This window comes from Sorangium sp. So ce887 (genome assembly GCF_051521455.1).
GTDB lineage: Bacteria > Myxococcota_A > Polyangia > Polyangiales > Polyangiaceae > Sorangium.
This window is the reverse complement of the sequence record NZ_CP150354.1, coordinates 4,396,059-4,415,538: the sequence shown is the minus strand read 5'-3', so window position 1 is coordinate 4,415,538 and position 19,480 is coordinate 4,396,059. Positions and strand designations below refer to the sequence as shown.

The 19,480-nt window shown below is 70.7% G+C and carries 16 protein-coding genes; 4 read left to right on the top strand and 12 right to left on the bottom strand.

Annotation, left to right across the window (positions count from 1 at the left end; translation table 11 throughout):
• Positions 1-3: 3 nt before the first annotated feature.
• From purH to WMF36_RS16355, 7 genes are all read right to left on the bottom strand, one after another.
• Positions 4-1,572, bottom strand: a complete 1,569-nt coding sequence (gene purH, locus WMF36_RS16385; protein ID WP_437580539.1) for a bifunctional phosphoribosylaminoimidazolecarboxamide formyltransferase/IMP cyclohydrolase — start codon at positions 1,570-1,572, stop codon at positions 4-6.
• Positions 1,573-1,640: 68 nt separating this feature from the next.
• Positions 1,641-4,133 carry an endopeptidase La gene (lon, locus tag WMF36_RS16380; RefSeq protein WP_437580538.1) on the bottom strand — a complete coding sequence of 831 codons (2,493 nt, stop codon included), beginning with the start codon at positions 4,131-4,133 and terminating at the stop codon, positions 1,641-1,643.
• Positions 4,134-4,201: 68 nt separating this feature from the next.
• Positions 4,202-4,357 (bottom strand): hypothetical protein, encoded by a 156-nt coding sequence (locus WMF36_RS16375; protein WP_437580537.1) that lies wholly within the window; start codon positions 4,355-4,357, stop codon positions 4,202-4,204.
• 20 nt (positions 4,358-4,377) lie between these two features.
• Complete coding sequence (clpX, locus tag WMF36_RS16370) at positions 4,378-5,634, bottom strand: ATP-dependent Clp protease ATP-binding subunit ClpX (protein WP_437580536.1); 1,257 nt, start codon at positions 5,632-5,634, stop codon at positions 4,378-4,380.
• A gap of 326 nt (positions 5,635-5,960) precedes the next feature.
• Positions 5,961-6,605, bottom strand: coding sequence for an ATP-dependent Clp protease proteolytic subunit (locus tag WMF36_RS16365; RefSeq protein ID WP_437491697.1), 645 nt, complete (start codon positions 6,603-6,605; stop codon positions 5,961-5,963).
• Between the two features lie 297 nt (positions 6,606-6,902).
• Complete coding sequence (gene tig / locus WMF36_RS16360) at positions 6,903-8,171, bottom strand: trigger factor (protein WP_437580535.1); 1,269 nt, start codon at positions 8,169-8,171, stop codon at positions 6,903-6,905.
• A gap of 214 nt (positions 8,172-8,385) precedes the next feature.
• Positions 8,386-8,547, bottom strand: a complete 162-nt coding sequence (locus tag WMF36_RS16355) for a transcriptional regulator (RefSeq protein ID WP_437491693.1) — start codon at positions 8,545-8,547, stop codon at positions 8,386-8,388.
• A gap of 657 nt (positions 8,548-9,204) precedes the next feature.
• On the opposite strand from WMF36_RS16355, the gene WMF36_RS16350 reads away from it, so the two are divergent.
• The gene (locus WMF36_RS16350; RefSeq protein ID WP_437580534.1) at positions 9,205-10,131 is read left to right on the top strand and encodes a ParA family protein; all 927 of its coding nucleotides are present in this window, start codon (positions 9,205-9,207) and stop codon (positions 10,129-10,131) included.
• Positions 10,128-11,039 (top strand): ParB/RepB/Spo0J family partition protein, encoded by a 912-nt coding sequence (locus WMF36_RS16345; RefSeq protein ID WP_437580533.1) that lies wholly within the window; start codon positions 10,128-10,130, stop codon positions 11,037-11,039. Before WMF36_RS16350 ends, WMF36_RS16345 begins: the two co-directional genes overlap by 4 nt.
• Positions 11,040-11,082: 43 nt before the next feature.
• Here the strand turns inward: WMF36_RS16345 and WMF36_RS16340 are convergent, their stop codons facing one another.
• From WMF36_RS16340 to WMF36_RS16325, 4 genes are read right to left on the bottom strand one after another with little or no spacing between them, the layout of a single operon-like run.
• The gene (locus WMF36_RS16340) at positions 11,083-12,141 is read right to left on the bottom strand and encodes a tetratricopeptide repeat protein (RefSeq protein WP_437580532.1); all 1,059 of its coding nucleotides are present in this window, start codon (positions 12,139-12,141) and stop codon (positions 11,083-11,085) included.
• Positions 12,138-14,999, bottom strand: a complete 2,862-nt coding sequence (gene glnD / locus WMF36_RS16335) for a [protein-PII] uridylyltransferase (RefSeq protein WP_437580531.1) — start codon at positions 14,997-14,999, stop codon at positions 12,138-12,140. The genes WMF36_RS16340 and glnD overlap by 4 nt, the downstream gene beginning before the upstream one ends.
• A gap of 19 nt (positions 15,000-15,018) precedes the next feature.
• Positions 15,019-15,852, bottom strand: a complete 834-nt coding sequence (locus WMF36_RS16330) for a CheR family methyltransferase (protein WP_437580530.1) — start codon at positions 15,850-15,852, stop codon at positions 15,019-15,021.
• A gap of 15 nt (positions 15,853-15,867) precedes the next feature.
• Positions 15,868-16,158, bottom strand: coding sequence for a hypothetical protein (locus WMF36_RS16325; protein WP_437580529.1), 291 nt, complete (start codon positions 16,156-16,158; stop codon positions 15,868-15,870).
• Between the two features lie 111 nt (positions 16,159-16,269).
• On the opposite strand from WMF36_RS16325, the gene WMF36_RS16320 reads away from it, so the two are divergent.
• The gene (locus tag WMF36_RS16320; protein WP_437580528.1) at positions 16,270-17,193 is read left to right on the top strand and encodes an ABC transporter ATP-binding protein; all 924 of its coding nucleotides are present in this window, start codon (positions 16,270-16,272) and stop codon (positions 17,191-17,193) included.
• A gap of 72 nt (positions 17,194-17,265) precedes the next feature.
• Here the strand turns inward: WMF36_RS16320 and WMF36_RS16315 are convergent, their stop codons facing one another.
• On the bottom strand, positions 17,266-18,840 hold the full coding sequence (locus tag WMF36_RS16315; protein ID WP_437580527.1) for an ATP-binding protein: 1,575 nt from the start codon (positions 18,838-18,840) through the stop codon (positions 17,266-17,268).
• Between the two features lie 88 nt (positions 18,841-18,928).
• Between WMF36_RS16315 and crcB the strand changes: the two genes are divergently transcribed.
• A complete protein-coding gene (gene crcB / locus WMF36_RS16310) occupies positions 18,929-19,312 on the top strand; it encodes a fluoride efflux transporter CrcB (protein ID WP_437580526.1) in 384 nt (127 codons plus the stop codon).
• Positions 19,313-19,480 lie beyond the last annotated feature (168 nt).

Sequence of the window (19,480 nt, the reverse complement as noted above, 5' to 3'; positions counted from 1 at the left end):
GGCTCAGTGACGGAAGTGCCGGACCCCGGTGAACACCATCGCAACCCCCGCCGCGTCCGCCGCGGCGATGACCTCCGGGTCCCTCACGCTGCCTCCCGGCTGCGCGACCGCCGTGATCCCGTGCTCGGCGGCGAGCGCCAGGCCGTCCGGGAACGGGAAGTAAGCGTCCGACGCGAGGACGCTCCCGCGAGCCCGCTCGCCCGCCTTGCTGCAGGCGATGCGCACGCTCTCGACCCGCGACATCTGCCCGGCGCCGACCCCGACCGTGCTCCCGGGTACCGTGAGCACAATCGCGTTGGATTTCACATGCTTGCAAACGCGCCAGCCGAGATCGAGCGCGTCGATCTCCTGCGCCGTGGGCGCCCGCTTCGTCACGACCTTGCCGCCGCGCACCTCGCCCCCCGCGGTCGCGTCCCGATCCTGGACCACGAGGCCCCCGCCGACGCGCTTGAACGTCAGCTCCCGATGATCCGCGGGCAGGAGCGCGCCGGTCGCGAGCACCCGGAGGTTCTTCTTCGTCCGGAGCACCTCCAGCGCCTCGGGGGCGTAGGCAGGCGCGATCACGCACTCCAGGAACGTCTCGACCAGCACCTCCGCAGCCGCCCGGTCGACCTCGCGGTTCAGCGCGACGATCCCGCCAAAGGCGCTCACCGGGTCCGCCTCGCGCGCCGTCCGGTAGGCGGTCGCGAGATCGCTGCCGATCGCGACGCCGCACGGGTTCGTGTGCTTCACGACGACCGCGGCGGGCTGGGTGAGCTCGCGCACCGCCTCGAACGCCGCGTCCACGTCGACGAGGTTGTTGAACGAGAGCTCCTTGCCGCCCGCACCCAGCGACTCGGCCAGCGCGAGCGACCCCGCGGCCGCGCCGCGCTCGCGGTAGAAGGCGCCCGACTGGTGCGGGTTCTCGCCGTACCGGAGCGGGTAGGCCCGCTCGAGGGCGAGCGTCAGAAAGCGCGGATAGGCCTCGCGCTCGTCGGCGTTCGGCTCGCCCTCCTCCGGCAGCGACGACAGGTAGCCGGACACCATCCCGTCGTAAGCCGCCGTATGGGCGAACGCCTTCGTGGCCAGCCGGCGGCGCGTGGAGCTCGACACCTCACCCGCCCTGTCGATCTCGGCGAGCACGGCGTCGTAGTCGGCCGGATCGACCACCACGGCCACGCGCGCGTGGTTCTTGGCCGCGCTCCGCACCATCGACGGCCCGCCGATATCGATGTTCTCGATGATCTCGGGGTGCGTGACCCCCGGCTTCCGGACCGTCGCCTCGAACGGATAGAGATTGCACACGACGAGATCGATCGGCTGGCCCCCGAGCCGCGCGAGGTCGTCGTCGTCGATCGCGCCGCGCATCAGGATGCCGCCGTGCACCCGGGGATGGAGCGTCTTCACCCGGCCATCCATCACCTCGGGCGAGCCGGTATAGGCCTCCACGCCGACGACCGGCACGTTGGCGTCCTTGAGCGCCCGCTGCGTCCCCCCGGTCGAGAGGATCTCCACGCCCTTTTCCGCGAGCCGCCGGGCCAGCGGGAGCAGGCCCGTCTTGTCGGATACCGAGATCAATGCGCGTCGAATCATCGCGACGCCAGCTAGTGCGTCTCGACGCGCGCCGCCAGCCTATCCGTCCGTCGCCGCGCTCCCGCCGCTCACGCGCCGGGCGGAGGGGCCGGCGTCGGCTCGCCGGCCGCGGCCGGCGGCGCCTTGACCGGCGCGTCCTCGGTCACGAGCTCGCCGTCCCGGTACTCCAAAACGCCCTTGGGCGGCCCGAAGATCGCGTAGGCGTCGGGCAGGACGAGCGCCTCGCGGAGCACGTCGTCCACGTGCTCCACGAGCACGAGCCGCAGCGACTTCAGCACACGCCGGGGCACGTCCCGCAGATCCTTCCGGTTCTCCTTCGGCAGGATCACGGTCGTGATGCCGCCGCGATGGGCGGCGAGCAGCTTCTCCTTGAGCCCGCCGATCGGCATCACCCGGCCGCGCAGGGTGATCTCGCCCGTCATCGCGAGATCCCGCCGGACGGGCACCTTCATCAGCGCGCTCACGAGCGCGGTCACCATGGTGACGCCGGCGCTGGGCCCGTCCTTCCTGACGAAATCGGGGAAGTGAATGTGGACGTCGACCTTCTGATAGACGTCCGCCTCGAGTCCGAGGCGATCGAGGCGCGAGCGCACGTAGCTCATCGCCGCGTGCCCGCTCTCCTCCATCCCCTTCTCGAGCAGCCCGGTGATGACGAGCTTGCCCTTGCCCGGGACCACCGTCGCCTCGGCCGGGAGCAGATCGCCTCCGACGTTGGTCACGGCCAGGCCGTTCACGAGGCCGACCTCGTCGCGCTCCTCGCGCCTGCCGAGCCGGAACTTCGGCACGCCGAGGTACTTCGGGATGCTCTTCGCGACGACCTCGATCGGCTTCTCCTTGCCGTCCGACACGACCTTCCGGGCCACCTTGCGGCACACGCTCGCGATCTCGCGCTCCAGCGAGCGCACGCCGCTCTCCTTCGTGTAGTGGTGGATGATCGTCCGGAGCGCCCCCTCGGTGACGTCGAGCGACACGTCCTCGAGGCCGCACTCCTTCCGCTGCCGGGGCACGAGGTACTTCACCGCGATGTTCAGCTTCTCGAACTCCGTGTAACCCGAGAGCTGAATGACCTCCATGCGGTCCTGGAGCGGCACCGGGATGCCGGACAGCGTGTTCGCCGTCGTGATGAACATCACGTCGGAGAGGTCGTAATCGAGATCCAGGTAGTGATCGTTGAAGGTGTGGTTCTGCTCCGGATCGAGCACCTCGAGCAGCGCCGCCGCCGGATCCCCGCGGAAGTCGGTCGACATCTTGTCGACCTCGTCGAGCAGGAAAACGGGGTTGTTCGTCCCGACCTTCTTGAGCGACTGGATCAGCTTGCCAGGCAGCGCGCCGATGTACGTCCGCCGGTGGCCGCGGATCTCCGCCTCGTCGCGCACGCCGCCGAGCGACAGCCGCACGAACTTGCGCCCCGTCGCGCGCGCGATCGACTTCGCCAGGCTCGTCTTGCCGACGCCGGGCGGGCCCACGAAGCAGAGCACCGGCCCCTTGAGCTTCTTCGTCAGCGCCTGGACCGCGAGGTACTCGAGGATCCGCTCCTTGATCTTCTTCAGGCCGTAATGGTCCTCATCGAGGATCCGCTCGGCCTCGACGAGGTCATAACGCTCCTCGCTCTTGTCGTACCAGGGGAGCTCCAGGATCCAGTCGATGTAGTTGCGCACCACGGTCGCCTCGGCGCTCGTGGGGTGCATCATCTTGAGCTTCTTGAGCTCCTTCTTGACCTTGGCGGCGGCCTCCTTGCTCATCCGCTTGGTCTTGAGGGCCTCCTCGATCTCCTGGATCTCGTTCTTGAACTCGTCGCGCTCGCCGCCGCCCAGCTCCTTCTGGATGGCCTGCATCTGCTCGTTGAGGTAGTATTCCTTCTGCGTCTTCTCCATCTGCTTCTTGACGCGACTCCGGATCTTCTTCTCCACCTGGAGAATCTCGATCTCGGACTGCATCAGCTCGATGAGACGCTCGAGCCGCTTCTGCGGCTCCTCCATCTCGAGCAGCGCCTGCCGGTCCGTCAGCTTGATGGTCGGCAGGTTGGCGATGATGGTGTCGGCGAGCCTCGAGGCCTCGTCGATCGCCTGCACCGCCATCAGGACCTCGGGCTGGATCTTCTTGTTGAGCTTGACGTACATCTCGAACGTCGACTGGACCGAGCGCATCAGCGCCTCGACCTCGACGCTCGCGACCGAGCTCTCGACGATCTCGTCGTACTCGATCAGGAAGTACGCATCGCTCTGGACGTAACGACGGATGCGCGCCCGGCGCTTGCCCTCGATGAGGACCTTGACCGTCCCGTCCGGCAGACGGAGCAGCTGCATGATAGCGCCGACCGAGCCGACGCCGAAGATGTCGTCCGGCGTCGGGTCGTTCGTCTTCGCGTTCCGCTGCGCGGCCAGGAAGATCTCCTTGCCGCGGTTCATCGCCTCGTCGAGCGCGGCGATGCTGCGCTCGCGCCCGACGAACAGCTGTGAGACCATGTGTGGAAAGACGATGATGTCGCGTAGCGGGAGCAACGGGACGATCCCGCGCTCGGGTGCGTTCTTGCCGCGATCACTGTCGTTCTTGAAGAACATCCGCCGTCTTTCCGGGAGTATCGGGAGGCCGGGGCAGCCCCCACCTCGGTTGTCACACGTGGCTTGATCTACTGCTGAACTTCCACCGGAGCCGCGCGCGTCCCCCCGGGGACGCGCGCGATGCCGGCATCATCGAAGGGGGCGATCCAGGCGATCGCGGCGAGGGCGCGCCGCACGCGCGCCTTCCACCACGGCGCGCGCTCGGGCCGCGCGCCCTGACCCAAGAACCCCCTCGGGGCGAGCGCTACGCGAGCTCCGCCTCCTTCGTGTACACGATGAGCGGCGCCTCGTGCTTGACGATCACGTCCTCGCTGACGACGACCTCCTTGATGCCCGTGCGGGACGGGACGTCGTACATGATGTCGAGCATCGCCGATTCGAGGATCGCGCGCAGGCCGCGGGCGCCGCTGTTCCTCTCGAGGGCCTGACGGGCCACCGCGACGAGCGCGCCCCGGGTGAACTTGAGCTTCACCCCGTCCATCTCGAAGAGCTTCTGGTACTGCTTGACCAGGCTGTTCTTCGGCTTCGTGAGGATGTCGATCAGCGCTTCCTCGTTGAGCTCGTGCAGCGTCGCGATGATCGGAAGGCGGCCGATGAACTCGGGGATGAGCCCGAACTTGAGGAGGTCCTCCGGCTGGACGACGCTGAGCAGATCGCCCAGCTTGAAGTCCTTCTTCGCCTTGATCTCGGCGCCGAAGCCGAGCGTGTTCTGGCCGATGCGCCGCTGGATGATCTGGTCCAGGCCGACGAACGCGCCGCCGCAGATGAACAGGATGTTCGTCGTGTCGACCTGGAGGAAGTCCTGCTGCGGGTGCTTGCGTCCGCCCTTCGGTGGGACGTTGGCGATCGTCCCCTCGATGATCTTGAGCAGCGCCTGCTGCACGCCCTCGCCCGAGACGTCGCGCGTGATGCTCGGGTTGTCGCTCTTCCGGCTGATCTTGTCGATCTCGTCGATGTAGACGATGCCGCGCTGCGCGCGCTCGACGTCGTGATCCGCGTTCTGGAGGAGCTGGACGATGATGTTCTCGACGTCCTCGCCGACGTAGCCAGCCTCGGTCAGCGTCGTCGCGTCCGCGATCGCGAACGGGACGTTGATGATCTTGGCGAGCGTCTGCGCAAGGAGCGTCTTGCCGGAGCCCGTCGGGCCCAGCAGGAGGATGTTCGACTTGGACAGCTCCACATCGTCCGCGGCGACCCGGCTGTCGATGCGCTTGTAGTGGTTGTGAACCGCCACAGCGAGGATCTTCTTGGCGCGGTGCTGGCCGACGACGTACTCATCCAGCGTCGCCTTGATGTCGGCGGGCTTGGGGACCGGGGTCGACCCCGCGTACGGCTCGTCCTTCTCGACCTCCTCCGCGATGATGTCATTGCAGAGCCCGATGCACTCATCACAGATGTACACCGTGGGGCCCGCGATGAGCTTCTTCACCTCTTTCTGCGACTTACCGCAGAAGGAGCAGCTTAAATTGCCATTCGAGTGATCGTCCCGCCTTCGCTCCACTTCGACCCTCAGTGCGGCCGGCCGACGCGTCCGCTTCGATGAGAGGTAGGGTCCCGCCGCGGCGGCCCCTCCAACTTGGAACGGGAACGGCTTCCACCGTTCCCTGTATTTTCAGCGATGCGCAGCCAAACGCCGCGCCCGGATTCTAGTCCGGTGCCCGTACCGTCGCAAGCTAACGGGGGTGGTCTCCAGCCTGTGGCCGAAGTCAGGGAATCGCCTGATGGCGCCGCGGCGCGAGCCCCCGATGAGGCTGCGCGCCGCCGGCCGACGCCGCTCGCGCCGGCCCTCCGCCAGGGCACGCCCGCCGGACGAGGGGGCGCGGGCACCTACTTGATCCGCTTCGGGAAGACCTCGTCGATGAGGCCATACTCCTTGGCCTGCGTCGCGCTCAGGTAGAAGTCGCGCTCGATGTCCTTCGCCAGCTCGTCCCGGTTCTTGCCGGTCGCTTCGACGAGGATGTCGATCAGCGTCTCCTTGATTTTCTTGATCTCGCGCGCCTGGATCTCGATGTCCGTCGCCTGACCGCGCGCGCCGCCGAGCGGCTGGTGGATCATCATCCGGGCGTGCGGCAGCGCGAAGCGCCGGCCCTTGCGACCCGCGGCGAGCAGCACGGCGCCCATCGACGCGGCCTGGCCGATGCACATCGTCGACACCGGGCACCGCACGTACTGCATCGTGTCGTACATGGCGAGCCCCGACGTCACCACGCCGCCCGGGCTGTTGATGTAGACCTGGATCTCCTTCTCGGGATCCTCGCTCTCCAGGAAGAGGAACTGCGCGATCACGGCGTTCGCGACGAAGTCATCGATCTCCGTGCCGATGAAGACGATGCGATCCTTGAGGAGGCGGCTGAAGATGTTCCACTCCCGCTCGCCGCGGTGGGTCACTTCCGTGACCGTCGGGAGGATGTAGGCCTTCTCGCGTTCGAGAAACTCGATGGCTTGGGTGCGGGTTTCGACTCGTCGGGTCATCCGGTGCTCCGGGGGGTTTCCTGCCGCGCGGCAGGGCTTCTACTCCTGGGCCAGACTGCGTCCGATCGCAAGACCGAACGCGCCCGAGGTTACCGGAAATGTCGGCCGCTCGTTGGCATCCGCGCCTCCGCGCCTCCGCGCCTCCGCGCAGATTGCGCGGGGCGCGCGAAGCGCCGGCGCGCGCGCGTTGAACGCACGCTCGACGCAGGCGATGTGCCTCGATGAGGGCGCCGCGCAGCGACGCGCGACACGACCCGGACGAACCGCGCCGCCGGAGCCGATCCGGCGGCGCGGCGCCTAGCTCGCGTCCGTGACCTTCGCGGCGGCCTCGATGATGTCGAGGATCTTGTCCTCGAGGATCATCCCGGCGAAGAGCTCGCGCTTCTGGGGCTCGCGGTACTCCGCCTTGATCTTCGCGACGTTCTTGCCGCTCTGCTCGGCGAGCTCCTGGTAGCCCTTCTCGAGATCGGCCTCGGTGATCCTGACCGCCTTCGCCTTCGCGATCTCGGCCATGGCCAGGCCCGCGCGCACCTTCATCTCGGCGTCGAGCCGCACGCGGGCGCGGAACTCCGGCGTCGGATCGACGCGCTGCCCCTGCCGCCGGGCCGTCGCGAGCAGCTCGCGCTCGGCGAGCTGCGCCTGCTGATCGACGAGCGACGGCGGGACCGGGATCGGGTTCGCCTTGCAGAGCTCGATCACGAGCTGCTCGGCGACCGCGTCGCTCGCGCGCTGGGTCAGCTCCTTCTCGATCTTCTTGCGGACCGACTCGCGGAGCGCGGGGAGGCTCTCCTCGCCGCAGTCCTTCGCGAACTCGTCGTCGACCTCCGGGAAAATGCGCTCACGCAGATCCTTCAGCGTGATGTGGAAGAGCGCCTGCTTGCCCCGCAGATCCGCGTTCGAGTGCTGCTCGGAGAACGTGACCGGGACGTCCTTCGACTGGCCGGGCGTCATCCCGAGGAGCGCGTCCTCGATCTCCTTGAAGATCTGGCCGCTGCCGAGCTCGGTCTCGATCTCCTGCTGCTTCGTGTCGCGGAGGGCGCCGGCGACCTCGAGCGTGAAGGAGAGCGTCGCCATGTCCCCCTTGGCGCCCGGGCGCTCCGGCTCCGGCGCCTGCAGCGTCGAGTGCTCGCGCCGAAGGGCGGTGAGCTCGGCGTCGATCATCTCCTCCGTCGGCGTGGTCGAGGGGCGCTTCACCTCGAAGCCCTCCCACTTCACCTCGGCGATGTCGGGGCGGACCTCGAAGCGGGCCTTGTAGGAGAACGCGTCGTCGGGGCGCAGCTCGGCGGGCGCGATCGCCGGCTGGGACAGGGGCTGCACCTGCTTGTCGGCGAGCGCCTGGTTCAGCGTGGAGTCGACGAGCCGCTGGGCGACATCGGCGTGGATGCGGCCGCCGTAGAGGTGCGCGAGCACCTGGCGCGGCGCCTTGCCAGGCCGGTAGCCCCGGACCCGGGCCGTCCGCTGGAGCGCCGTATAGGCCTTGTCGACCTCGCTCCGGACCCGGTCCGCGGGGACCTCCACCTGAAACTCCATCAGCACGGGAGAAAGCTTTTCGACGTTGACTTGCATGGCGTTTTTTTCGAAGGGCGGCACTCGTGCCACGCGTCGCTGGGGGGGTCAAGCCACGCGTCGCTGGGGGGTCGAGACGACCGACAGGACGCTGCTTTAAAAAAAGGAGCCCCGGCGGAGAGGCGGCCGCCGGGGCTCGGGGATCCCGGGAGGGATCGTGCAAGCTGATGTGCCGCGCGGCGCCCGCACCGGCGCGAGCGCGGGGCCGTCGCGCTCAGTCGTTGTCCGAGGCGTCGAAGGGGTCCTTCTCGAAATCGAGCTCGGCGTCGAAGGGGCCCTCCTCGACGATGTCTTCGAGCGAGAAGCCCACACGGTTCGGGCGGAGAATCTCGCGCTCGAACTCTGCAAAGTTCTGATACGACCTGGGAAGCGGCATCTGTCCTCCTCACATGTGCCGAGGCGACGTCGTGGCGTCGGTCTGCTCGGCGAAGCTGGGCACCACGTCCGTGATCAAGGAGCGGTCAGCGCCGACCCTCGACGCGCGTCGAGGGCAGACGACGGCGCGAGCCGAGCGCCGACCTGCGATGAAGCGAAGGCGAAAGCACGAGGACCTGCGCAGGAGCGAGCAACGCAGGCTCGCGCCCGTCGCACCAGAACGCGTGGGCAAGGATCCGATCGACCGGGCCGGAGTCGCCGCTGGACAGCAGCGCCCCCCCGAGGCCGAAGCAACGACCTCGCCCGCGGGACAACGGCCCCGTCGTTCGGTCACTTTTGCCTACACCAAGCGACATGTGGGCCACTGTAGACACCCCTGCCGTTCAGGCCAACAATCCGACGAGCGAACGGTGGGGGAACGGCGAGCGGGCGGGCGCCGTCCAGCGTCCGGGCATGCCCGAGCGCCGCGGCCCAGCCGCCCGGAGGGGTGCTCCCGGTGCTCCCGGGGCGTTGGCGGGGCGCTGAGACGAGCGCCCGGAGCCTGGGTCAGGCCGGGCCGGACCCGCGCGTCCGTTCGAACATGCAGCGGAGACGCCTGCATCTCTCGACGTGCCGGTGGGGGTCGTGTAAGCAGCCGGGTCGGACGCGACACAGCACGATGCCATCGCTCAACCAGGGGGGCGCGCCCGGCAAGGCCGGCGCCGCTCCCAAGCCTTCGCCTGTCATCTTCGCCGTCGCCAACCAGAAGGGGGGCGTCGGCAAGACCACGACCTCGGTCAACCTGGCCGCGAGCTTCGCCGCGGCGGAGTACCGGACGCTGCTCGTCGACTGCGATCCCCAGGGGAACGCGTCGAGCGGCGTCGGCGTGCGGCGGGGGAGCTTCGAGCTGTCCCTCTACGACGTCCTGATCGGGCAGGCAGCGCTGAAGGAGGCGATCGTCGCGACCGAGGTGCCCTTGCTCGACGTGGTGCCGGCGACGCAGGACCTCGTCGCGGCGGAGCTCGAGCTGGTCGACGCGGCCGACCGCGCGACGCGGCTGCGCCAGGCGCTGCGCCCGCAGCTCGACGGGTACGCGTTCGTCGTCCTCGACTGCCCGCCGTCGCTCGGGCTGCTCACCTTGAACGCGCTCACCGCGGCGCACCGCGTGCTCGTGCCGCTCCAGTGCGAGTACTACGCGCTCGAGGGGCTGACGCACCTCATGGCGACGATCGACCGGGTGAAGAGCGCCTTCAACCCGGAGCTCACGGTCGAGGGCGTCGTCCTGACGATGTTCGACGGGCGCAACTCGCTCACCCACCAGGTGGCCGACGAGGTGAGGGCGCACTTCCGCGTCTTCGACGCGATCATCCCGCGCAACGTGAAGCTCAGCGAGGCGCCGTCGCACGGCAAGCCGGCGCTGCTCTACGACGCCCAGTCGAAGGGGGCGCAGGGCTACCTGAGCCTCGCGCGCGAGATCCTGGACGGCCCGCCCGCCGCCGCGGCAGATCCGAAGAAGACGCAGCGCGCGAATGACGAGGCGGAGCCGCAGGCCGAGCCCCCGCCCACCACCGGAGCGCGCGCGAGGGACGCACGACCCAGATCATGAATGCCGATCAGAAAGGGGCGCGGCGCGCGCTCGGACGGGGGCTCGACGCCCTGCTCCCGGCGCCGCCGCCGGCGACGTCGACGGCGGCCGAGGGGCGCAGCGTGTTCGTCTGCGCGATCGAGAAGATCGTCCCGCAGAAGGGGCAGCCGCGGCAGCACTTCGACGAGGCCGAGCTGGAGGAGCTCACCGGGAGCATCCGCGAGCACGGGCTCATCGAGCCGCTCATCGTGCGCAGGACGCAGGCCGGGAACGACAGCTTCGAGCTCATCGCGGGCGAGCGGCGGTGGCGCGCCGCGCAGCGCGCGGGGCTCAGGGAGGTGCTCGTCGTCGTCAAGGACGTCTCCCCCAAGGAGGCGTTCGAGCTGGCGCTGGTCGAGAACGTGCAGCGGGCCGACCTGAACGCGATCGAGATCGCCGAGGCGTTCGACCGGCTGCTGCGCGAGCACAGCTACACGCACCAGACCCTCGCGGAGCGCGTCGGCAAGGACCGCACGACGATCGTCAACTCGCTCCGGCTCCTCCGGCTGCCGCAGCGGATCCGCAGCATGGTGATCTCGCGCGAGCTCAGCGAGGGCCACGCGCGCGCGCTGCTCGGGGCGCCGAGCGACAAGGTGATGGCCGACGTCGCCGAGCGGACCGTCCACGGCAAGCTCCCGGTCCGCAAGGTCGAGGCGCTGATCAAGGCGGCGAAGGAGAAGGAGAGCCGGGCCGCCGAAAACGGCGGGGAGGACCCCGGCGAGAAGAAGCCCGCGGGGAAGTCGCCCGCGATCAAGGACCTGGAGGCGCGCCTCATGCGGAGGCTCGGGACGCGCGTCGAGGTGCGCGACGAGGGCGGCCGCGGCGAGCTCGGCGTCACGTACGGCTCGCTCGACGAGCTCGACAGGATCCTCGCGCTGCTCGGCGCGTGAGCCGCCGCCCCGCTCCGGCGAGCGGGATCGGCGGGCGGCCGCGCTACTTCACCCTGACGCTGAGCTCCTTCACCCTGGCGCGGGCGCGCTTGCCGATCTCGGTGTCGCCCCCGTGCTTGCCGGCCTCGGTGAGCGCCGCGAGCGCGCTCTGCGGCTTGCGCTCGGCCAGGAACGACAGGCCGAGGTAGTAGTGCGCGGCCGCGAACCGCGGGTCCACCTTGATCGCCGCCTGGAAGTCCGCGCGCGCCCCCGGCTCATCGCCGAGCTCGTGCCGGCACGTGCCGCGGCGCACATGGAACTCCGCCTCCGGCTTCAGCTTGATGGCGCGGTCGAAGGCCGCCACGCAGTCGGCGTACGCCTTGGCCGGCCCGAGCATCCGCCCGATCGTCGCGATCGTCGCCACGTCGTCGCCGGTCGCGGCGAGCGCCTTCTTGAGCTCGGCCGCGGCCCGGTCGAGCTCCTTCGCCTCGAACAGCATCGCGCCGTAGGCGAAGCGCGTGGCGGCCGTGTCCTCGGCCTTGAGCGCCGCCTCGTAGTGCTTGCTCGCGCTCGCGACGTCGCGCTTCAGGCCGTACGCGTAGCCCAGGTTCTGGTGGAGCGCGGACCGGCCCGGCGCCTGCTCGAGCGCCTTCGAGAGCACCGCGATCGCCTCGTCGGGCCGGGGGGGCTCGTCCAGGTAGAGCGCCGCCAGGTTCAGCGCGGCGGCCTCCAGCTTGGGATCGCTCGCGAGCGCCTTCTTGTACGACGCCTCGGAGCCGGCGCGGTCGTTCGTCTTCTCGCGCGCGAGCCCGAGGTAGTAGTGCGCCTCGGCGCTGCTCGGCTCGTGCTCGATCGCCCGGAGGAGGTGCTCCTTCGCCTCCTCGTACTTCTCGTTCTTGATGTAAGCGACGCCCCGGTCCAGCGCGCTCGTCGACGTCCCCTTCGAGGTCGCCGCGTCGCTGCCGTCGGGCGGATCGGCGAGCAGCGGATCCGCGAACTGCTCGCGCGGGGGCTCCTGCGCCCCCCCGCACGCCGCGACGCACGCCGCGAGCGCCACACACACACCGCCGCGACGAGCGGCGATCGCCGCCCGCGCCGCACGCGAAAGCCACCTCTTGTTCATCCGACACTCCCTTCGCCGTCCAGGCCCTGGAGCACCGCGTGCAGCCGCTCCTCGACCTCTTGCAGCCGTTTGCCGTTCGCGACCTTCGTCCCGTCCGCCTCGCTCACATAGAACACGTCGGCCACGCGCGTCCCCTCGGTGTTGATCTTGGCGACCGAGATCGAGAGGCCGAGCTGGTAGAGCGCGTCCGAGATCGCGAACAGGAGGCCGGGGCGGTCGCGCGTGAGGACCTCGATCACCGTGTGATGGGACGCGCGGTCGTCGATGGATATCTGCGTCTTGACCTTCGGCGTCGGGCGCTCGCGCAGCCCGCCGCCCCGGCGCTTCTTGGCGAGCTCGGCGCCGGAGATCTGGCCCGAGAGCGCCGCCTGGATGTCGGTCACGAGCTTCGGGATGGCGCGGGCCACCCCCGCGACCCCCTCGCTGCGATCGCGCACCCAGAACAGGTCGACGGCCTGCAGGCGCACGCCCGCGGGCGGAAACGAGCCCGTCCTCGCGCGGAGCACGCCGCTCTCGTCGACGCCCGGATCGTCGCTCGCGCGCGAGTGGATCTGCGCGGCGTGGACCTCGAGGCGCGAGGAGGCGAGCGCCGCCGTGATCGCCGCGAGCAAGCCGGGTCGATCCGGCGCGACCATGCAGAGCTCCGCGGCCTCCGGGTGGCGCGACGGCACGAGCGCGACCGAGACGCTGTTCCCGCCGCCCTCCTGCTGCCGCGCGAGCTCGGAGTGCGCCGCGATCGCGGCCGGGCTGTTCGCGAGGAGGTAGCGCTCGGGCATCGACGCGAGGTACCGGGCCAGGAAGTCCCGCTGCGCGCGCCGCTCCGCCTCGCTCGCGGCCGGGAGATCCTCGAGCGCGCCCACGGTGCCGCTGATCGCGCGGGCCATGCGCTGATCGTCGATGCCGAGCGGCCCGCCCTCCCCCCGCGCGCCGCGCAGGGCCGCGTCCGCCGAGAGGTAGAGCTCGTCGAGCATCCGCGCCTTCCACGACGTCATCGACGTGGGGCTCGTTGTCGACAGATCGGCGACCGTGAGCAGGTAGAGATCGCGCAGCCCCTCGCGGCCGTGCACCTCCTGGCAGAACTCCGAGATCGTCGCGGGGTCGTCGAGATCGCGCCGGGTCGCGATGAGGTACATCACGAGGTGCTTCAGGATGAGGTGGCACGCCTCGTCGATGTCCTCCGGGGTGAAGCCGAGCCGCGCCAGGATCTTCCGCGCCATCTCGGCGCCGCGCCGGCTGTGATCGGTGCCCCCGATCGCCTTGCCCACGTCGTGCAGGAGCGTGGCGAAGAACAGCATCGTCGGCCGCGTCGCCTCGGCGGCGAGCCGGCACGGGAGCCCGAACTCGGCCGCGAGCTCGCCCCGCACGAGCGCCGCCAGCCGATCGACCGCGGCGACCGAGTGCACGTCCACCGTGTACACGTGGTAGACGTCGTGGTGGACGCGCCCGACGACCGGCAAGAACTCGGGGATCATGGCGAGCAGGAGGCCGACGTCGTGCAGCTCGCGGACGACGGAGCCGCTCTGGAGCTCCGTCTCCTTGCACGTGGCGACGAGGGTCCGGAACAGCTCGGCGGCCTCGGGGCTCTCGCGGAGCGCCGCGCAGAACGCCGGGTCGCCGGCGGCGCGGACGATCGCCCCGCGCGCGTAGGGTAGGAGCGGGACGCCGCGCTCGACGGCCGCGGCGACGAGCCGCAGCGCGATCGGCGGGTCGGTCCGGAGCAGATCCGGATCGCTCATCGTGATGCAGCCGTCGAAGAGGCGGATGCCGCCGCCGAGGTCCTCGTCGCGGCGGCGGCGCTTCGTGAGCGTCGGCGTGGCGCGCGAGACGATCATGTCGAGGGCCCGCGAGATGGTCCGGGCGCTCCGGTAGTAATCGCTCATCATCCGCTCGATCGCCTCGGGCGACACGGCGGGCTCGTCGGGCGGGGGCGCGCCCTTCCGGCCGCTCCCGGCCACCTCGGCGGCCTTGTTGTAGCCGAGCACGCCCGCGCAGAGCTCCTGCTCGTCGAACGTCAGCCGGTCGGTCCTCCGCCCGGAGTGGGCGTGCAGGAGGTTGCGGATGCGCCAGAGCATCTCCGCGGCGTTGCGGATCTCCTCGGCCTCGCGGGCGACGAGCGCGCCGAAGCGGACCAGCGCGTCGAACTCGCCGACGCCGTAGCGCGCCTTCGCCGCCCAGCGGGCGACGTCGAGGTCGCGCAGCCCGCCCGCGCCGTTCTTCACGTCCGGCTCCAGCAGGTAGACCGAGCCGCCGAAGCGCTCGTGCCGCTGCGAGATCTCCTTCCCGAGCCGCTCGATGAAGCGGGGGAGCTCCGAGTGCGCGAAGAGGCCCGCGGCGGCGCGCTGCCACAGCGACTCGGACATCGACGCGTCGCCGACGACGTGCCGCCAGTCGAGCAGGCTCGTCGCGGTGGGCAGATCCTCGCGCGCGCCCTCGACGAGGTCGTCGATGGTGACGACCTGGTGCCCCACGGTGACCCCCATGTCCCAGAGCGGGTAGAGCAGCGCGTCCGCGATGGCGCTGGCGCGCTGGGCGTCGCGGGCGAGGATGCGCACGTCGAGGTCGCTCCGCAGCGCGGCGGCGCCGCGGCCGTAGCCGCCGACCCCGGCGATGGCCACCGCGTCCCACGCAGCGCGGCTCGGGGAGCCGGACTCGCGCAGCAGGTGGAAGAGGCGCGCCAGGAGATCGTCGAGCAGGCGCGCGTGGCGCCGGCCGAGGGCGACGCCGAGCGCGGACGGATCCGCCGCCGGGGTGGGGCCGCTCGGCACGGTGCGATCGAGCTCAGCGCGCTCGCGCGCGTAGGCGGCGCGGAGCTCGGCGAGCCCGCTGGGCCTGGACGTGGGGGAGAGGTCGACGCTCATGCGATGGGTTGTCGCTTTCTCAGGTGCCCGGGGCGCGGAAGGCGGTGACTTGCGCGTTCACCCTGACCGCGGTGAGGCCGGCGCCGCAGAGCCGCGGCGCCTCGCTCGCGGCCGAGAAGAGGAGCCCGCCGGGGCCGAGCTCGGCGGCGAGGCGGCGGGCGACCGCGTCGCCCGCGGGCTCTGCGAGGTACAGGAGGACGTTCTTGAAGAAGATGATCTGGAAGCCGCCGCTCGGCACGGCGTGGACCAGATCGCAGACCTCGAAGGATACGACGTCACGGAGCTTCTGGCAGACGTGCAGCGCGCCGCCCTTCTGCTCACAGTAGCGCTGAACGAAGGCCGGGGGGAGCTGGTCGGCGGCCTCGGCGGAGTAGACGGCCTCGCGCGCCGCGTCGATCGCCGGGGTGGCGCGATCGACCCCGAGCACGCTGAAGCGGCGGCCGGCGCTGGCGAGGACCATCCCCAGGGTATAGGCCTCCTCGCCGGTGCTGCAGCCGGCCGAGAGGCCGGCGATCGGGACGTCGGGCGGGATCCTGGACAGCACCGCGGCGGCGATGGCCTCCCAGATGATCGGATCGCGGTAGAAGCGCGTCTCGCCCACGCGGAGCGCGCTGACGATCTCCTCGACCGCCTCCCTGTCCTCGTGCAGCCGCTCGGCGGCCGCGAGCGGGGACACGCCGTGGCGCGCGGCCACGGCGCTCAGGACGGCGAGGACCCGCTCGCGCACCCATCCCGGAGCGGCGAGGCTGCGGCCCAGGCCGAAGCGGCGCTCCAGCTCGGCGAGCGCCAGGTCGACGGCCCGCTCGGCGGAGCGCGCCGCAGGACCTCCTCCCGCTCTCGGCGATCTGGCCATGGAAGGGCGCCGCGTTCAGCCGAGGAAGCCGGCCTTCCTGGTCTGGGATCCCTTGCCGCCGCCGCCGTCGAGGGCGATGGCGAACACATCCTTCAGCGCGAGCACGAAGGTCTCGCCCTTGGTGCTGCGCGCCTTGAGGAGCCCGCCCACGCTGAGCACGGCATCGATCTTGGTCACCGGGAGCGACACGCCATCGTGGGCTGCGTAGAGCGTGAGCGCGCGCCCTTCGGGGAGCTCGGCCCAGCCGTCTTTGTCGGTCTTGGCCTCGGCCGTGTCGAGGGCTGCCTTGAGTAGGTCGTCGGTCATGAGCAACGTTTCCGTCCCGCGCCCGGCCGCGTCAAGCGCGTGCTCGCCCTTACGGCAATGCAAGGCGATCGGCGTCCTGCGGGGCCCCCTCCGTGGTACCGTGCCGCGCCGATGTCGAGAAGGCCGCCCAGCCAGCCCCCCCGGAACGGGGCCGCCTCCGGGGCGCAGCCGGGGGTCGCGATGCCGCCGGGATGGGAGCCGGAGGATCATCTCTTCGTCGACGACATCAAGAAGTCGTTCGGGGCGACGAAGGTGCTGCACGGCATCACCATGCACCTCCGGCGGACCGAGACGGCGGTGGTCATCGGCGGATCGGGCGCGGGCAAGACCACGCTGCTCCGGCTGCTCATCGGCCTGGAGCGGCCGACCAGCGGGCACATCTGGGTCGACGGCGTGGATATGGGCGCGCTCGACGACTACGAGATGAACCGGATGCGCCAGCGGTTCGGCATGGTGTTCCAGTACGCGGCGCTGCTCGACTCGCTCACGATCTTCGACAACGTGGCGTTCCCGCTGCGCGAGCACCGGAAGCACATGTCGAAGCGGGACATCCGCGAGAAGGTCGTGGGGATGCTGAACTCGCTCGGCCTCGAGAACAAGGAGGACCGGATGCCGTCGGAGCTCTCGGGCGGGCAGCGCAAGCGCGTGGGTCTGGCGCGCGCGCTGATGCTCGAGCCCGAGATCCTGATCTACGACGAGCCGACCAGCGGGCTCGATCCGCTGACGAGCCGGATGGTCGACGATCTGATCGAGGAGACGCGGTCGCGCCACAAGGTGACGAGCGTGGTGATCTCGCACGACATGGCGAGCACGTTCCGCATCGCGCACAAGGCGTTCCTCGTGATCCAGGGGCGGGTCGTCGCGTCGGGGACGCCGGACGAGCTGGCGTCCGGCGACAACGAGCAGGCGCGCCAGTTCATCGCGGCGGCGGGGGTGGCGCCGGATCACATCTCCCGGGTGAACCGGCCGGCGCTGGCGGACAGCAAGAGCGACGAGGGCGGCCGGGTGATCGAGTTCAGGAAGGCGGCGGAGTAGGGCGCGGCCGGCTGCGGCGCGCGAGGGCTGTCCGCTGCGATGCACGAGGCGCTGCCCGCTGCGGCGGCGCCGCTACAGGCGGAGCACCGAGGCGCGGCGACCGCGGGGCGTCGTGGCTTCGTCGAACCGAGGTGCGTTGCGGGCGAGCCGCCCGCGGGCGTCGAAGATAACGAGCGTCCCGCGCCGCTGACGCAGGCGCGCGAGGTAGTCGTCGAGCTGGGCGAGGCCTTCGCGGAGCGGGTCCTTCTGGCCCTCGCGCCACACCTTGAGCTCGAGCGCGCGCCGCTGGACGGCCCGGGAGCCGTCGGGCTTGCGGTAGGGAAAGCGGACGAGCAGATCGATGCGCCCCCGGCCGACGCCGTACTCGCGATCGATGAAGCCGCCGCCATTCACCGCGCGCTGCAAGAAGGCCATGAGGACGAGCTGCGGGGCGACCTCGGGGTACGGCATCCCGGAGGCGAGCACCTCGCCGTGCTCGTGCCAGAAGGCGGCGAACGCGCGGAGCAGGCGCCGGAAGGCGAGGCGGCCGTCGGGCAGGAGGAAGCGCTCGGGCGGGGCGTCGATCCGCTCCTCGGCCGACGAGGAGAGCACGCGGGCGATCACCTCGCGGTAGATGGGGTTCGCCACGCGCAGCGGCTTGCCCTGGGCCACGAGGCCGAGATCACGGACGTAGGAGGCGTCGTCGTCGTATGTGTCGCCGCCGCCCTCGTACGTTCCCGCCAGCATGGGCTCGAGCACGCGCCGGGCGCGGGGCTCGGCGAGCTTGCTGACGAGCGAGTCGAGGTGGGTGGCGCGCGCGAGGATGAGCCGCTCCTTGGCCTGCTCGACGTGCGCCCGGGTGATGGGCTCGCCGGGGGGGACGGCCATCTTCTCGATGATCTCGCGGCCGAGGGCGTTGACCAGCCAGGGCTGGCCGGCCGTGAGCTCGAAGGCCCGGGCGAGCGCCGCGTCGACGAAGACCTGGCCGGTGTCCTCGGTGTGCTGGGCGTAGAGCGCGCGGAGCTCTTCCTCCGAGAAGTCTCCGAGCCGCAAGGACTCGAGCTTGATGTTGAACGGGCTCGCGGTGCCGAGGCGCTCGGGATCGCCGCCGCTCGCGACCTTGTAGTCGCGCACGTCGCGCAGGCCGCAGAGGATGACCGAGGCGGGGAAGTGCTCGGGGCGGCTCGGGAAACCGGCGCGGAGCTGGCGCAGGACGCTGAGGAGGCCCTGGCCGCGCAGGGAGTCGATCTCGTCGAAGATGAGGGCGAGCGGGCGCGGGCAAGCGCGCGCCCAGCCGGTGAGCGCTGCGGAGAGGAGGCCCTCGTCGCCCTCGAGCGAGAACGGGGGCGGCTGGAGCTCGGGCAGGAGCGCGATCTGGGCCGCGCGCGTCAGCTCGCGCAGGATGGCGCGCTGGGCGGAGCCGTAGTCGTCGCCGGCGGCGCTGCCCTCCTCGCAGGAGAAGAGGACGGCGGCGTGGCGGCCCGAGGCGGTGAGCCGCTCGGCGACGGCGCGCAGGGTCGTGGTCTTGCCCGTCTGCCGGGGGGCGTGGACGACGAAATAGCCCATCTGCTCGACGAGGCCCGGAGCCTCGGGCAGCCGGCTGTCCGCCGGGATCATGTAGTGCAGATCGGGGCGGCAGGGGCCGGTCGTGTTGAAGCGGCGCTTCACCCGGCGAGCCTTGGGCCATCGGCCCGGAAGAAGCAAGGGAGCAGCCGCCGGCCTCAAAGCGCGCGACGGGCGCGATAGAGTGAAGCGAATGGATCGGTGGTTCTGGATCGGGCTCGGCGGCGCGGCGGGGACCCTCGCCCGCTACGGTCTATCGACGTGGTGCCAGCAGCGCTTCGGCGCCGGGTTTCCGTATGGGACGCTCGCGGTCAACGTGATCGGGTCGTTCTTGCTCGGCGTCATCATGCAGGTCGCCGCGACGACGGAGCTGCTGTCGCCGACGCTCCGCCTCGGGCTGGGCGCGGGCGTGATGGGGGGGTTCACGACGTACTCGAGCTTCAACTACGAGACGCTCAAGCTCTTCGAGGACCGCGCGTGGATGACGGGCGTGGTGAATGTCGTGGTCACCGTCGTCGGGTGCCTGCTCGCCGGTGTGCTCGGGATGGCGTTCGCGCGGCGGCTCGTCGCGAGCTGAGGCGCCGGAGGGAGGCCTCGTACGATCGCGCGCCGCATGCGCCGCCCAGGGTCCGGGGACGGGGATCAGCCATCGGCCCCGAGGATCGGCGTCGCCTCTTCCTGCATCGCGGGGACATCGCCCTGCGCGCCGCCTCCGCCAGGCGGGGGCTTTTCTCCGCCGGGCGGG

What these genes read in the sequence shown, in the direction of transcription:
- WMF36_RS16350 (WP_437580534.1), top strand. Translation starts at nt 9,205, where the DNA reads ATGCCATCGCTCAACCAGGGGGGCGCGCCCGGCAAGGCCGGCGCCGCT.
- crcB (WP_437580526.1), top strand. Translation starts at nt 18,929, where the DNA reads ATGGATCGGTGGTTCTGGATCGGGCTCGGCGGCGCGGCGGGGACCCTC.
- WMF36_RS16365 (WP_437491697.1), bottom strand. Translation starts at nt 6,605, where the DNA reads ATGACCCGACGAGTCGAAACCCGCACCCAAGCCATCGAGTTTCTCGAA.
- glnD (WP_437580531.1), bottom strand. Translation starts at nt 14,999, where the DNA reads ATGAGCGTCGACCTCTCCCCCACGTCCAGGCCCAGCGGGCTCGCCGAG.
- WMF36_RS16320 (WP_437580528.1), top strand. Translation starts at nt 16,270, where the DNA reads ATGTCGAGAAGGCCGCCCAGCCAGCCCCCCCGGAACGGGGCCGCCTCC.
- WMF36_RS16355 (WP_437491693.1), bottom strand. Translation starts at nt 8,547, where the DNA reads ATGCCGCTTCCCAGGTCGTATCAGAACTTTGCAGAGTTCGAGCGCGAG.
- WMF36_RS16325 (WP_437580529.1), bottom strand. Translation starts at nt 16,158, where the DNA reads ATGACCGACGACCTACTCAAGGCAGCCCTCGACACGGCCGAGGCCAAG.
- lon (WP_437580538.1), bottom strand. Translation starts at nt 4,133, where the DNA reads ATGTTCTTCAAGAACGACAGTGATCGCGGCAAGAACGCACCCGAGCGC.
- WMF36_RS16340 (WP_437580532.1), bottom strand. Translation starts at nt 12,141, where the DNA reads ATGAACAAGAGGTGGCTTTCGCGTGCGGCGCGGGCGGCGATCGCCGCT.
- WMF36_RS16345 (WP_437580533.1), top strand. Translation starts at nt 10,128, where the DNA reads ATGAATGCCGATCAGAAAGGGGCGCGGCGCGCGCTCGGACGGGGGCTC.
- WMF36_RS16330 (WP_437580530.1), bottom strand. Translation starts at nt 15,852, where the DNA reads ATGGCCAGATCGCCGAGAGCGGGAGGAGGTCCTGCGGCGCGCTCCGCC.
- purH (WP_437580539.1), bottom strand. Translation starts at nt 1,572, where the DNA reads ATGATTCGACGCGCATTGATCTCGGTATCCGACAAGACGGGCCTGCTC.
- tig (WP_437580535.1), bottom strand. Translation starts at nt 8,171, where the DNA reads ATGCAAGTCAACGTCGAAAAGCTTTCTCCCGTGCTGATGGAGTTTCAG.